The 14,980-nt window shown below is 32.9% G+C and carries 13 protein-coding genes; 5 read left to right on the top strand and 8 right to left on the bottom strand.

Annotation, left to right across the window (positions count from 1 at the left end; all coding sequences use genetic code 11):
- The first annotated feature begins 140 nt into the window (after positions 1–140).
- Positions 141–566 (top strand): DUF8650 domain-containing protein, encoded by a 426-nt coding sequence (locus AC6EIY_RS04175; RefSeq protein WP_498507758.1) that lies wholly within the window; start codon positions 141–143, stop codon positions 564–566.
- A gap of 32 nt (positions 567–598) precedes the next feature.
- Complete coding sequence (pepN, locus tag AC6EIY_RS04170; RefSeq protein ID WP_498507757.1) at positions 599–3,217, top strand: aminopeptidase N; 2,619 nt, start codon at positions 599–601, stop codon at positions 3,215–3,217.
- A 10-nt stretch (positions 3,218–3,227) separates the two neighbouring features.
- On the opposite strand, the gene AC6EIY_RS04165 is transcribed toward pepN, so the two are convergent.
- Positions 3,228–4,223, bottom strand: a complete 996-nt coding sequence (locus AC6EIY_RS04165) for a ribose-phosphate pyrophosphokinase (RefSeq protein ID WP_498507756.1) — start codon at positions 4,221–4,223, stop codon at positions 3,228–3,230.
- 627 nt (positions 4,224–4,850) lie between these two features.
- On the opposite strand from AC6EIY_RS04165, the gene malQ reads away from it, so the two are divergent.
- Positions 4,851–6,347 (top strand): 4-alpha-glucanotransferase, encoded by a 1,497-nt coding sequence (gene malQ, locus AC6EIY_RS04160; protein WP_498507755.1) that lies wholly within the window; start codon positions 4,851–4,853, stop codon positions 6,345–6,347.
- A 2-nt stretch (positions 6,348–6,349) separates the two neighbouring features.
- Here malQ and AC6EIY_RS04155 read toward each other — a convergent pair whose 3' ends face one another.
- Genes AC6EIY_RS04155 through AC6EIY_RS04140 form a run of 4 tightly spaced genes read right to left on the bottom strand, consistent with a single transcriptional unit; the run spans position 6,350 to position 9,819 of the window.
- On the bottom strand, positions 6,350–6,880 hold the full coding sequence (locus tag AC6EIY_RS04155; protein ID WP_498507753.1) for a helix-turn-helix domain-containing protein: 531 nt from the start codon (positions 6,878–6,880) through the stop codon (positions 6,350–6,352).
- A gap of 15 nt (positions 6,881–6,895) precedes the next feature.
- Positions 6,896–7,609 (bottom strand): pseudouridine synthase, encoded by a 714-nt coding sequence (locus tag AC6EIY_RS04150; protein ID WP_498507752.1) that lies wholly within the window; start codon positions 7,607–7,609, stop codon positions 6,896–6,898.
- Between the two features lie 58 nt (positions 7,610–7,667).
- The gene (locus tag AC6EIY_RS04145; protein WP_498507750.1) at positions 7,668–8,120 is read right to left on the bottom strand and encodes a hypothetical protein; all 453 of its coding nucleotides are present in this window, start codon (positions 8,118–8,120) and stop codon (positions 7,668–7,670) included.
- Between the two features lie 52 nt (positions 8,121–8,172).
- On the bottom strand, positions 8,173–9,819 hold the full coding sequence (locus tag AC6EIY_RS04140) for an ABC1 kinase family protein (protein WP_498507749.1): 1,647 nt from the start codon (positions 9,817–9,819) through the stop codon (positions 8,173–8,175).
- A 100-nt stretch (positions 9,820–9,919) separates the two neighbouring features.
- Between AC6EIY_RS04140 and AC6EIY_RS04135 the strand changes: the two genes are divergently transcribed.
- Entirely contained in the window at positions 9,920–11,317 is a 1,398-nt protein-coding gene (locus tag AC6EIY_RS04135; protein WP_498507748.1) for an Orn/Lys/Arg family decarboxylase, read from the top strand.
- A gap of 94 nt (positions 11,318–11,411) precedes the next feature.
- A complete protein-coding gene (locus tag AC6EIY_RS04130; protein WP_498507747.1) occupies positions 11,412–12,299 on the top strand; it encodes a phosphatidate cytidylyltransferase in 888 nt (295 codons plus the stop codon).
- 5 nt (positions 12,300–12,304) lie between these two features.
- On the opposite strand, the gene AC6EIY_RS04125 is transcribed toward AC6EIY_RS04130, so the two are convergent.
- Genes AC6EIY_RS04125 through AC6EIY_RS04115 form a run of 3 tightly spaced genes read right to left on the bottom strand, consistent with a single transcriptional unit; the run spans position 12,305 to position 14,970 of the window.
- Positions 12,305–12,937, bottom strand: coding sequence for a hypothetical protein (locus AC6EIY_RS04125; protein ID WP_498507745.1), 633 nt, complete (start codon positions 12,935–12,937; stop codon positions 12,305–12,307).
- Between the two features lie 6 nt (positions 12,938–12,943).
- Positions 12,944–13,834 (bottom strand): alpha/beta fold hydrolase, encoded by an 891-nt coding sequence (locus AC6EIY_RS04120; protein WP_498507744.1) that lies wholly within the window; start codon positions 13,832–13,834, stop codon positions 12,944–12,946.
- Positions 13,835–13,851: 17 nt separating this feature from the next.
- Positions 13,852–14,970, bottom strand: coding sequence for an iron-containing alcohol dehydrogenase family protein (locus AC6EIY_RS04115; RefSeq protein ID WP_498507743.1), 1,119 nt, complete (start codon positions 14,968–14,970; stop codon positions 13,852–13,854).
- Positions 14,971–14,980 lie beyond the last annotated feature (10 nt).

Genomic DNA, 14,980 nt, shown 5'->3' with positions numbered 1-14,980 from the left:
CTATTTTGATAGAAATCAATGTATATTATATATTTAATTTGCAAGTGAAGAATTTTTAATAGATTTTTTCCCTGCATCATATGTTTCTTACCGACTAAAATCTCTTGAGAAAAATTAAAAATTCACTAAGACACAAAATCTTGGCTTTATCAATTATTTCTGCTTCAATATTTCTATCAAGTTGCAGTAATTCCATAAAGTCTGAATCTAATACAACCAAAATTAGAACTGACAAAACGGAAATTAATATTATTCCTGCTAGTGATGAAGATATTTTTTTATATAGACAAATAGGAATAAACTATTTGTGTATGGCAAGACAAATTGAAGTTGAATTCCCTAAGGCTATTTCCTTGGCCGCGAAAAATTATGAATTGCTCATAACAAGTAGACATGGCGGATTAATTAAAGAATTAGGAAAAGAAAAACTACCAGAAAAAAATATCTATAATGGAGCAATTTTGCAAATTCTTGATGGTGCCATTAAGAATTGCCCTGAGATGGTTCCAGATGAAGATAAGAAAAAATTCTTAAAAACTGTTGAACAATTAAACCAAAAGAAATAAATTATATTCTAAATTAAAGAAATTTATTTAATATGTTAACTCAGGAATCTATTAAATTATCAGACTATGTTGAATATCCTTTCTTAATACCAAGAATAGATTTAAATTTTGATATTCGAACGGACTTTGTCGTTGTGCAGTCAAGAATGATAATTAAACCAAAGCATAAAGAATCCACAAAGCTTATTCTTAATGGTAATCAAATTGAATTGTTATCAATATCAATAAACGCAATAGAGCTTAAGTCAGAACAATATTTAGTTACCGATAAATGCTTGATTATTACTAGTCCTCCGGGGGCAGAGTTTGAATTAAAAATAAGATCGAAAATTGATCCTTTTAGAAATACATCTTTAGAAGGATTATATGTAAGCTCAGGGATGTTAACCACACAATGCGAAGCTGAAGGATTTAGACGTATCTGTTATCATCCTGACAGGCCTGATGTCTTAAGTAAATATACGGTAAGATTGGAGGCTGACAGTTCTTCATATCCTATATTACTGTCAAATGGAAATAAGAAATATTCAGGTAAATTAAAAAATAATATTAATAGACATGAAGTGATTTGGGAAGACCCTTTCCCTAAACCAAGCTATTTATTCGCTTTAGTTGCTGGTAAGCTTAATTCAGTTTCTGATAAATATATTACAAATACAGGAAGATTAATTGATATTGAAATATATGTTGAATCTGGAGATGAAATATATACAAAACATGCTATAAATTCGCTAAAAAAAGCAATGAAATGGGATGAGGATACTTATGGTCTTGAATATGATTTAGATGAATATAAAATTGTTGCGGTTAGGCATTTCAATATGGGGGCAATGGAAAATAAAGGACTAAATATTTTTAATTCAAAATTGGTTTTAGCAGACTCAAAGACTGCAACTGATGATGAATTAGAGAGAATAGAAAGTGTGATAGCTCATGAATATTTTCACAATTGGACCGGTAATAGAATTACATGTCGAGATTGGTTTCAGCTTTCATTGAAGGAGGGGTTGACAGTTTTTAGAGATCAAACTTTTACTTCAGATCTTCATAGCACTGGACTTAAAAGAATAGAAGATGTTTCATTTCTTAGGAATTTTCAATTTGCTGAAGATAAAGGACCTACTTCACATGCTGTGAAGCCTAAAGAGTATGTGGCTATCGATAACTTTTATACAACAACTATTTATGAAAAGGGTGCTGAGTTGATAAGAATGCTTGAGCTATTACTTGGCAAAGAAATGTTTTTTAGAGGTATTGATATCTATATTAAAGATTTTGATGGCACTGCCGCTACAACTGAGAATTTCATTGATTCATTAATAAAAGGCGCCTATATAGAAGAAAGCAACTGTCCTTTTGATGTATCAAAATTTCTTAATTGGTATTATAAATCAGGTACACCAAAAGTAGATGTCAATCAATCTTGGGATTCGAAAAATTCAATTTTAAATGTTTCTTTTAAGCAGAAATTAGAGAGTGATCAGACTAATCAAAATATTGAAATGATTATTCCAATTCTTTATTCTTGTTATAGCAGAGAGAAAGGAGCTATACCTATATTTGAGGAAAAATTATTTATCTTAGATAAAAATAATAAGAATCTAAAAATTAAACTCCCATTAGAGAAAGAAGCCCCAGTTCTATCAATTTTTAGACGTTTCTCTTCCCCTGTCGTTTGGGAATCTGATTTGTCTATAGATGATTATCTTTTTCTTTTCTTAAATGATAATGACTATTTCTCGAGGTGGGACTCTTGTCAGTTTTTAATGCGTGAAATGATTAAAAATAGGCTTTTTAACAAAGCAAATTCCTCATTGGAAGAGAAGTTTATTTTTGCTATTAAGCAATCCATGAAATCTTTAGAAATAAAAGATCCTTGTTTTTTGGCAACTCTTTTAACGACTCCTGGTTTCGCAGAATTGGAATCTCTCTTTGACAAAGTTGATCCAATAAATATATATAGAAAGTCACTTGATTTCAAAGTTTTAATTGGTAAGGGAATTCTTCAAGAGTTAAGAACACTAGCTGATAAATTACTTGTCAATATTGACCATGAATGGCCTAAGGGTAAAGGTCAAAGAAAACTATTAGGAATTATTTGGTCTTATTTAACTCTTGCGGGCGATAGTAATATTAAAAAGAATTGTGTTGAATCAATTAATCATTCTTCAATGACTATCTCAAAGGCAGCACTAGGGGCATTGAAACCACTTGATAGTGTTGAAACTAATGAAGCTTCAAATTTATTTTATAACATCTGGAATGATAACGCAGTGGTTTTGGATTCATGGTTTGCATATGAGGCGTCAAGACCTAATAAAAAAGGAATTGATGTTATTGAAAAATTATTATCACACCCTAAATTTGATTGGAAGGCTCCAAATGCAATACGAGCTGTTCTAGGAGGATTTAGTAAAAATATTGAGTTATTTCATTCTCTTGATGGACAAGGCTATTTATTTTTTGCTGATAAATTAATAGATTTAGATAAAATTAATCCAATAACTGCCTCAAGAATGGTGAAAATCTTTAGTAAATGGAAAACATACGTCGATGAGAATAAGGAGGGAATGTATAAATCAATTTTAAAAATAAATAGAGCAAATATTTCACCAAATACAAGAGAGGTAGTGGAACTAATTTTGAAGTGAATTTACAGAATTATCTGAACATTGAGCTAACAGAACTCTCTTCGTGAATTCTCCAAATAGCTTCTCCAAGCATATTTGCAACTGATAAGACCTTTAATTGAGAGAAATCTAAGTTGGTAGGTACAGGAATACTATTAGTGACAATAACTTGTTCAAAAAGGCCTTCTTTTGAAAGTCTCTCGTAAGCAGGTGGAGAGAAAACAGCATGAGATGCACATGCAATTACTTTTTTTGCACCTTCTTTCCTAAGTAATTCAGCTCCTGCACAAATAGTTCCTCCAGTGTCAATCATGTCATCAATCAATATTGCAGTTTTATTTGAGACTTCCCCAATCACTGTGAGACTTTCGGCAACATTATGCCCTGAGCGGCGCTTGTCAATGATTGCTAGAGGTGAGTCCTTCATTTGTTTAGCAAAGGCTCTTGCTCTGGCTACACCACCTACATCAGGAGAGACGACCACGATTTCGTCAAGTTTCATTGTTGATAGATAATCAACTAAAACCGGTGAACCATATATGTGATCGCAGGGGATATCAAAATAACCTTGTATTTGTGCCGAATGTAAATCCATAGCTAATACTCTATCTACCCCTGATTTGACAAGAATATTTGCGGTTAGTTTCGCGGTTATTGACTCTCTACCTGCTGTCTTTCTGTCTGCCCTGGCGTAACCGAAGTATGGAATTACTGCTGTAATTTGTCTGGCAGATGCTCTTTTGCAGGCGTCCACCATGATCATGAGCTCCATTAAGCTGTCATTAACAGGAGCACAGGTTGGCTGTATTAGAAAAACATCACATCCTCTTATTGATTGCTGGATTTGAACGTAGAGCTCTCCATCCGCAAACCTTTTTGAAACTAGAGGGACATTGGTTATCCCCATATAAGTCGCAATCTCTGTTGCTAATGCTGTATTTGATGTCCCGCTAATCAATCTGAGTCTATTAGTGTCATGCTTGAGACTAGTAGGCTCAGGATGTGCTGCGGTTATAAAACTAGTCACGGTTCCACCGCAAGCAAGAAATAATATTTACCAATCTACCTTTATGTTGATACATGATCATCTAAAAGCGTTGTTTATTTTTTTCTTAAAAGATCTCATCTGCTTTTGTGAAACCTGGAATCATTGCCCTGTCTTCTTTTTGGGTGGTGGGCTAAAGCAAATATCTTCTAAAGAATTTTCTTTTGAAAACATTAATAATTTGACTTTAGGTAAAGACTTAAAGATTTTTAAAGGTGCTTTTGCTGAAAATACAAAGATAAAAGAGCTGGATTATGGAAATAGGGTCATCTTGAGGAGCAGGCTCTCTCTTTGAATGAAAAATATAAAATCTCAAATTTAATCATCGCTTGTGATTGTGGCTTATTAAAAGAAAATTATTTTGGCAGTATGCATAAATAATGCTATTGATGGAAAGAAATATAAAAAGAATTTTTGCTTTAATTCAAAAGAAATTTGTTTTTTCTAAAATAAATGTTTAATTATTATTAGATTTGTTAGTATAAAAATACTAAATATATTTTTTTGATACTTAAGAAAAAGATTTCCCCTTTTACAATGGAATCCATTTTGAATTTAATAAAAAAATAGCATTATTAGTTTTTCTTCGTGTTTTTTAGAGATAAAAAAGTGAAATTAGAAAGAAATTCAGGGATCCTTCTTCATCCAACCTCATTGCCTGATAGCCCTGTCTGCGGTACTTTTGGCAACCCTGCTCGAATTTGGCTTAATGAACTAGCTGCATCTGGGATAGGAGTTTGGCAATTTTTACCTCTAGCTCCTACGGATTCATTTGGATCTCCTTATAGTTCTCCATCAAGTTTTGCTTTTAATCCATGGTTCCTTGATCAGAATGATTTAGTTAGAGACGGTTTCTTGGCTAATAATCTAGAAATATTCTCTACTGAAAATATTTTTTGTGATGATAGAGTCGATTTTCAATTAGCTAATTCAAAAGTTAAGGCCTTGCGGTCTTCTTTGGTTGATTATTGGAATAAACAGAATAGAACTATTCAAGAAGAATTTGAAATATGGTGCTCAAGACAATTTTGGTTGGATGATCATTCCATATTTATGGAACTAAAAATTCAAAACAATGATCTTCCATGGTGGGAATGGCCAGATAAATATGCAGCCAAGGATAAGAAAGAATTAGCAAAGTGGAAAATTAATAATCAAAGAGAATTGTTAGGTCATAGTTTGCTCCAATGGCATTTAGACAGGCAGTGGAAATCAATCAGAAAACTTGCAAAAGATCTGGGGATTTTTTTATTTGGAGATGTCCCTTTTTACGTGTCTAAAGATAGTGCTGATGTTTGGAGTAATCGATCATTGTTTTCTATTTTAACGAATTCAAATACATTCCTTCAAAGTGGTGTTCCTCCTGATTATTTCTCTGAGACCGGCCAGCTTTGGGGGAACCCTGTTTATCGTTGGAGTAGGCATAAAGCAGGCAAATATAGATGGTGGAGAAAAAGAATTTCAAGACATCTAGAACAAGTTGATTTTTTACGACTTGATCATTTTCGTGCTTTGGAAGCTTTTTGGGCAATTCCTGGTAAAGATAAAACAGCTGAGAATGGTTTTTGGTTATCTTCCCCGGGAAGAGAAATCCTAGGTTTAATAAAAAAAGATTGCAGTGGTTTTCTTCCTTTAGTTGCAGAAGACCTAGGTCTCATAACATCAAAAGTTGAAAAGTTACGCGATGACTTTGAATTAGCAGGAATGAAGATACTTCAATTTGCTTTTGATGGGAATTTAGATAATCCCTATTTGCCAGAGAATATTAAAAATGAAAATTGGATTGTTTATACAGGAACGCACGATAATTCAACTTCTCAAGGGTGGTGGAAAGAGATGGATCAAGAAAGAAAAGAACAAATTAGAGAAAGAATTCTTGATTTTGATAATTTCACTTCTTGGGAATTGATACGAATGGGTATGGAAACAAAAGCCAAATTATTTGTAGCGCCTATGCAAGATTTATTAAATCTTGATAATAATTCTCGCTTTAACAAACCTGGGACAGTAGAGAATAATTGGTCATGGAGATTATCTAGAAATAATTTGAATATTCAAGAATCTTTAAAAAGATATGGTGAGATAGCTAAAGCAAATAAGAGATAACATTACTTTTCTTTTTTATTGATTGTATTTTCATCATTTATGATAGTATTTTCTAAAATTATTGGTTCAGTCGAAACACTATTTATTTTTATAAGATATTTTTGTTGAATGTTAAGGGCTAATATCGATGAAAGCATAAAGACAATATATAATAAGCTCCCAACCCAGCTATTAAGAAAGTCTATATTTATGAAATTAAATTTAAAACTAGTTATTTTATCAATACTATCTTTTTGTGCAAGTAAACCATTTAAACTACCTTTCTCTAAATTGAACTTAGTCTCAATACTTTTGATCATTGAAATCAAATAAGTTTTCTCTGGTAAATACTTTTTCCATCCATTTTCAATAGATATTAGGACATTTTTTGAAATCTTGGTCTCATTTGATAGTTGCTCTAAAGAAATCCCAGATTTCTTTCTTTCAGCTTTAAATAAATTAATTGCTTCGGAAAAATCATTCTCAGAAACAGGTTGATCCTGCTCCTGAGCAAATTCTGATGAGGATTTTTTGAAGTAAAAATTTAGAGCCATACAATGCAAATGTTTTTAATTGATTATTGAGCTCCATTCCTTCCTTTTTAGCTCTCGCCACTTACCTTCTTGTAGTCCATTTAAGTTTATATTTGAGATCGATATTCTTTGCAAATCTTGAACTGGATGTCCAATGAGATCTGCTATTCTTCGGATTTGGCGATTGCGACCCTCTTTCAAAATTACTTTTAGAAGAGTTTTGCGAGAGTCGTTATCCAAAAATTCTATTTTCGCTGGCAGTGTTTTTTTTCCATCAAGAAAAATCCCCCTTCTCCAATTATCTAGCATTGATTGACTTGGCTTGCCACTTACCCAAACAAGATATGTTTTTGTATGGGAGTATTTTGGATGTGTAAGTCTAAGTGTTAACTCTCCATTATTGGTCAATAGAATTGCTCCTCTGCTATCAAAGTCTAACCTTCCCACAGGGTGAATACCAAGACGTAAGTGTGATGGAATAAAACTTAAAATTGTTTTCCTTCCATGATTATCTTCGCAGCTAGATATGACTCCATAAGGTTTATTTAATAGAAAAACTTTATGATTTAGCTTTTTAGGTAAATGTCTACCGTCAACCAAAATTTGATCAGAGGTTGGATCTGCTTTCTCTCCGAGAACAGCTTGCCTTCCGTTTAATGTTACTCTGCCCTGTTTTATTACTAAGTCAGCTTTCCGTCTTGATAAAAGACCGGACTCAGATATTATCTTTTGTAATCTATTAAGTGGCATTATTTATAAACTAAATACTATATTGATTTCAAAATACAGTTTATAAAATCTATTTTCATTAGAAAAATTCATCTATTTCTTTAACTGTTCCCTCTTCTACTTGGATTAATAAATCTTTAATAGCTTTCCACATGCTTATGCCAAAAAGTATTGAGATAAATGAAGAAAATATTACTGATTTAATAATAGAAAAGTTTATGATACTTAATGCACTTACGAAAATAATTGTTAAGCCTGTAAAGAATGAAAACCAACTTGATATTGTTCTAGGATTTTCTAGTGGATTTGGTGAAATTTTTTTTGATGACCAATTATTTAGTTTTGATTTCATTATGTCTGCAAATATCAATCCAGACATCAGGCAAATAAATGCTCCACAAGAGAGCCAAAAAATAGGATCTTCAATTGGCTTTATTTGTTGATAATTGGAGATGAACTCATTTATATCTGGAATATCTTCTGCTTCTAAGTTAGCTAAAACAAATGCGAGAATATTTTTAATATTGATCATGCTTTAATGTTTATCTAAATTTTTTTTATTTATTATATTTTATAAAAATATTCTATGCAACTTGTGTTTTGTTTTGTTTTGTTAGACTTGAAACCATTCTTAAAGGATTGAATGTTTTTCGCACTAGCTTGATTAATTGTTTCATATCTTTTGTGTCTATTCTTTCATCTTTAATAATGCTCATTAATAAGTTCTTCCTTATTAGCGAGCCTCTAGAGCTAGTTAATAGCTTAATGCCTGCACCTGCTACAGGAATCAGTTCTTTCGCCGGTGTAGTTGAGTCCTGTACTAGAACATCAAATAAATTTTCTATTCGTTCAACTCTAATGTGGCCATTCTGATCAAATATAACATCTAACAATATATTTATCATTTCGTTCGTATCTGAAGTAAGTAATCTTTTCGCGACATAAGGATAAGCTAAATCTATAATTTTAAAATCAGGATCCAAGCGAAGAGCAAGTCCTTCTTGGCTGATAACAGCCCTTATAATTAGAGCAAATCTTGCTGGAACTCTAAAGGGATAATCAAACATTAATTCAGAGAATTTATTAGTAATTTCTTTAAAATTAAATGATGCAACATCTTTACCAATTGCGCTTCCAAGAACTTCCTTTAATACAGGTATTAGAGGCTTAAGGTCTTGATCTTTATTTAAAAAACCAAGATTTTGAAAATCTTTTGCTACTGCATGAAAATCGTTGTTTATTAAGTGAACAATTGCGCCAGTGAGAGTTAATCTGTCTTCCTCTGAAATTGAGTCCATCATTCCAAAATCAACATAGGCGATATTGCCTAAATCATCATTATGACCTTCAAGAGCAAACATGTTTCCCGGATGAGGATCTGCATGAAAGTATCCAAATTCTAATAACTGCTGTATTCCGCTGATAACTCCAGTTCTAATAATTTTTGATGGATTTAAATTATTTACAACTAATTCATTTCTGTCTTTTAATTTTGTACCGTTAATCCAACTTGTCGTTAATACCTTTAAAGATGATAAATGTTTTTCTACTTTTGGTATAGTTACTGACTTGTTATTCTGGAAAAGTGTAGAAAATCTTTCAGCATTATTAGCTTCTTTTGTATAATCAACTTCATCAAATAAGCTTCTTCCAAACTCATCTATTATTTCACCTAATCCAAACCCGAGATTTAATGGAAGTATTGGTGCACTAAGAACACCAAGTATTTTTATAATTACGATATCTCTTCTTATATTGAAAATAAGAAGAGGCCTTTGAACTTTAACTGCTACCCAATAATTGTTCGTTAACTTTGCTTTATAAACCTGTCCAAGGCTTGCTGAGGCTATTGGTATTGAGGGAAATTCTTCAAAAAGATCATTGGCTGGTCTACCTAGCTCACTTTCAATAGTCTGAAGTGCTTTTTCGTGAGGAAATGAGGGTAAGTTATCTTGAAGGTTTGTTAATTCTTCCAACCAATCTTTCCTTATTAGATCTGGCCTAGTTGAGAGGGCTTGCCCTACTTTTATAAAACAGGGACCCAGACTAACAAGTGTTTTAAGTAGAAATTTAGCTAGGTTCTTTTGAGTCTTCTCGTCATTGCTTGAACCTTGAAAAATAAGTCTTGCTAATAATAATGAAATCGCCCCAACTATTTGAATAAATCTAGGCACTAATATCCACGGCCTAGTAATTAGCCAAATTAAATCTCTTTTGAAATCGTATTTCATGAATTCATAATAAGTTCTTTTGGCTACCGATTTATGAAGTTCTTTTGATTTGCTTACTGATTAATTTAACTAAATTGATTCTAGGTATTCCTTTTACTCAATGAGGCTTTTTAACTTGCTTTCTGCTGATAGAAGCGAAAACCTTTTTTTGCCAGCCCATGTGAGAGGAAATGCTCTCCCCAAAAAGATAAAAAAACTATTGAAGCTAAAGCCAGGTATATGGGATTTGCCAGAACTTTTCGAGATTGGTGGCCCTTTAATTAGTGAAGGGGCCATAGCTGAAAGTCAAAAGTCCTCTGCTTCTCAAGCGGGTGTTGACAGATGCTGGTATGGAGTCAACGGGGCGACTGGTTTACTTCAAAGTTCATTGCTAACTCTGGCTCGTCCTGGTCAAGCTGTTCTTATGCCCAGGAATATTCATAAAAGCTGTATTCAAGCATGCTTGTTTGGAGGATTAATACCATTACTTTTCGATGTGCCTTACTTAACTGATCGAGGTCATGCCTCTGTATTTGATAGTAAGTGGCTTAAAAGAGCTTTAAAAAAAGCAAAAGAACTTAAAGAGGACATAGCTGCGGTGGTTTTAGTTAACCCTACATATCAAGGATATTCTGCAGATATGGAATCCCTGATTAAGGAGATTCATGCACATTCTTTGCCAGTACTGGTTGATGAGGCTCATGGCGCTTACTTCATAAGTCAAATAAGACCAGATTTACCTAAGTCGGCCATATCTTATGGTGCGGATTTAGTTGTTCACTCTCTCCATAAATCTGCTCCGGGATTAGTTCAATCCGCAGTCTTATGGTCGCAAGGTGACAAGGTTGATCCATTCAAAATCAATAGAAGTATTGAATTGCTTCAGACTTCAAGTCCAAGTTCTTTATTGTTAGCTTCTTGTGAAAGTTCAATAAAGGAACTTTTTGAACCTCAAGGGCTAAAGAAGTTGAAATCCCGTATAGAAGAAGCTGAGTTGTTAAAAGATTTTCTGATTAATAAAAAAGTTCCTCTTCTTGAAAACAGTGATCCATTAAGAATCATTCTTCATACCTCAAGATTCGGTTTGAGTGGTATTGAAGTTGATAAAATGTTTATTAGTAATGGAATAATTGGTGAACTAGCTGAGCCAGGAACACTAACTTTTTGCCTTGGGCTTTCATCTCACAATAAATTAGGAAAAAGATTTGTAGGAATTTGGAATGAAATCCTTACAACTTTTGGCAAACAGAAATCGTGTTTTTTTAAAAAACCACCTTTCAGTATCGTTTCTAAGCCATGCAAGCCATGTTCATATTCTTGGGGATCGGATTTTGAGACTGTAAATCTGGAGAATGCTATTGGAAGAATTTCAGTTGAGATGGTCTGTCCTTATCCTCCAGGAATCCCATTATTGATTCCTGGAGAGATTTTGGACGAAGCTCGTGTTGATTGGTTGATAGAGCAAAAATGCTTTTGGCCAGAACAAATCTCTGGTTCTATAAGAGTACTTCTTGATTAAACATATCTACTTATCAGCTATAATGAAATTTATTATTAATAAATCCTTTTAAGTATGTTTTGTAGAAGAAAGCTATATTTTTTCATCTAATTTAATGTTTTTAACTGTTTCGAAAAAGAGATTATTAAGTGGACTTTTAGTAGGAGCTTTTGGCTTTTTAATAGTCTATTTAGGTGATTGGTGGTTTTCTATTGCAATAAGTTTAATTGTTCATTTGGCTCTTCTAGAATTTTTTCGGATGGCAGAGTTTACGGGGATAAGGCCAGCTACGAAGACCACATTATTGGCCTGCCAAATATTACTTTTCTTCACTCAACTATCTTCTCTTGGATATATCTCAATTGAAATATCAGATGCTATTTTGCCATTGTCAGGTGCCGCTATTTGTGGTTGGTTGTTGTTACAACCAATAACTGGTTCCATTGCTGATGTGGCAGCATCAATTTTCGGATTATTTTACTTAGGATTCTTACCAAGTCATTGGATTAAGTTACGAAATCTTTTAGAAGGTGATTTAACAAATAACTTTAATTTGATACCCATTGACTGGCCAACATCTATTGATTTTGGAATGCTAATAACTTTTTCTACATGTTTTATGATCGTTGGATTTGATATAGGTTCCTATTTTGTAGGTAAGAAATTTGGTAATCACCTATTATCTCCAATTTCACCTTCTAAAACTATTGAAGGTGTAATTGGAGGACTGTCCTTTTCAATAATAATAGGAGCCTTTTGTGGTTATCTACTTAGATGGGAATTTGGAATATTGATTGGAATATTTATTGGTGTTTTAGTAGCATTGTTTTCTCTCGTAGGAGACCTTACAGAATCGATGTTAAAGAGAAACGCAGGATTAAAAGACTCAGGTAATTTTTTACCTGGTCATGGAGGGATCCTTGATAGAATAGATAGTTATTTATTTACTCCTGCAATTGTTTTTTATATAGTAATTTTATTATCACCATTAATTACTTCTTGAAATAATTATATACTAATAGGTGAATTTGCAATAATATTAATTAAATTATCTTCTGTATATATATTTTCAATAAATATTTTATCTTCAATCGGAATCTGAATACTCTTTTTATTGTTTTTGTTTCGCAGGTAAATTTTCCCTTTTTCAGTTTTAATATTAATCTTTTGTTCTTCGTTTTTAGTGGCATTCTTTTCAGAGGCTTTAATTAATAATTCATCATTGATTATTTCTATATCTTCTAGTTTCTCTTTGTTTAGGATTTCGTTACTAATCACTTCACTAATCCAATCCCAGCTATTAGAAAATAAAATTGCTTTTACTGATTTTTGAGATAAAGAAATTTTGAATTTTATTATAGGATTATTCTTAAAGTATAATTCTTTATTGGTTAATTTAATAATTATTTTAATATTATCACCTTCTAGTTCAAATTTATCGAATAAAAGATCTTTGTAATTAATATTTTCCGCGGAAATATTAATTTTTTGTATTTCCCCTTTAATTATATTGGCAGAACTTGAGATAATATTTATTTTAAGGTTGTTAATTTTTTTACACTCTTTTAGTATTAAGATCCTTACACATTGCTCTAATAATTTAGCAAGAATTCCTTTCCCTTGAATCTGCTTGACTATCATTTAGTTTTATAATTTTTCCCAAAAATCAGCAACTAATTTTGGTTCTTCCAAGTGTGGAAGATGTCCTGAATTTGATGCTATTTCTATTTCGTGCTTGTAGTTCCTGTAGGTTTCCTCCTTTTCATTCTTAGGAATGATTCTGTCATGTTTTCCTAAAATAATTTTGAGAGGTTGAGTTGGTTTTGGGAGTCCGCAATCAGAAACTCCCCCATCGGCTGCAAAATCTGCTAAGGATGATTGCCATCCAGGAACTTTTAAATGAATGGATGCGATCTGTTCTTCTGCAGGACCAACACTATTTCTTGGATCTGCGAATGCCTGTCTGCATAAACCCCTACGAACAAACGGCTGACCAAGGAAAAAGGCCCCCAAATGATTAAAGGGCCACGGTATTTTTGGATTTTTTCCTGCCAATCCCGCTGGTGATAAAAGCAGTAACCTATTCACTTTCTTTGGGTTTTGTCTTGCGAGTTCTAGAGCCAAAGCCCCGCCCATTGAGGCACCTATTACTCCTATGGGTTGATTCTTTGAGAAATAGTCCAAAACACAATTCAAATGTTTCATTAAATATTTAAATCCATATTTGTTACCATTAGATCTAGGACAAAATCCAAAGCCATACAGATCTGGAATTATTAATTTATTATTTTTCTTTAGAAATGGTGTGAGACGTCGATATTCAAGAAAACAACTATCAAAGCCATGGATAAGAAGTATTTTTTCTCCTTTTCCTGTTAAAACTGTTGGAAATAGATCAGATGGACTCTGTGAAAAATTCTCAAGTTTTAACCATTTAAGATCTTCAAAAAGTTTACTTGCTTGTTTGTCAATAATTTTGGTTTGAATTTTACTAATGTATGCCTTGGATGCATATGTGTTATCTATATTTTTATTCACTTCTTGATTCAATGCTCTTAATTATTTTTTATTCTTGTTTTGGAGGTTTTAGGCAAGGCTTGATAACTTTGAATTGCCTCGAAAAGATCTTTTTCATTTATTTGGAAAGGTAATTGGTGTATGTCTGAGTTATTTTTACAGGCAAATTTACAGGCTTTATGTATTTCTTTCGAGGTAGTATCTCTAAGACAAATTGACTCAATTGAAATAGGAAGATTTAGTTCTGAGAAGAAACTTATAAGCTGTTTCTTAGCTTGTTTTGGTAATTGACTTGTTGAATTTTTATCTTCTAGGTCTAATTGCACTAATAAGCCAAATCCAACAAGTTCTCCATGAAGTGGTTTGCTTGCATATGCAAGTTGTGTTAACCCATTGTGAATGGGATGAGCTGCTGCAGTTCTGCATTTTGCACCACCAAGCCCTCCTATCATTCCAGCAGTCAGAGCGCATCCTTCTGCAACAGTTTTCCATGAATTGCTTAGTGGATCTATGAAAGCTTGGTGGCCATTTAATAATAATTGATCTCTTAAAACCCGAGCCATCTGAACTGCTTGTTGCACAAAACCGTCTCGGCTTGTGCTGCTTGTTAAGGATGATTCGTACCATTTTGCTACGGCATCTGCTATGCCACTAGCAAGAGTTCTTGGTGGAGCATCTCTGACAATTGTGTGATCGAAGATCAATAAGTTTGGACAGGTTTTTAAAGCTACATCTTTTACGAATTTGCCATCGGGAGTATAAATATTTGATAAAGCAGTCCATCCAGCACATGTTGAAGCGCTTAATGGCACGGTTATGCAATTGATACCAAGTAAATCAGCAATTAATTTCCCTGCATCAAGTACTTTCCCTCCTCCTGCTGCAATAATCCCATCACATTCGTTGTTTTTTGAGACTAGACATGCATTTTGGATATCTAGTTCACAACAATCATGATCTAATTCGAAAGAGATTGGTTGAATACCTTTTAAAAGTAAATCTTTTTTGAAAGAAGCTCTTATTTTTTTTGTAGAGCTACTTCTACCTATTATTAACGGCCTTTTGCAAAGTATGGTGATTAAATCAAGGGATTTAAACCAAGCTCCCTCTCCCCTAACAACCTTTGAAGGTGAAATACTGTGATTATTTATAGACATTAAACTGTTC

This window comes from Prochlorococcus sp. MIT2304, assembly GCF_059772405.1.
The sequence above is the reverse complement of the archived record's forward strand: the minus strand, read 5'-3'. Positions and strand labels throughout refer to the sequence as shown.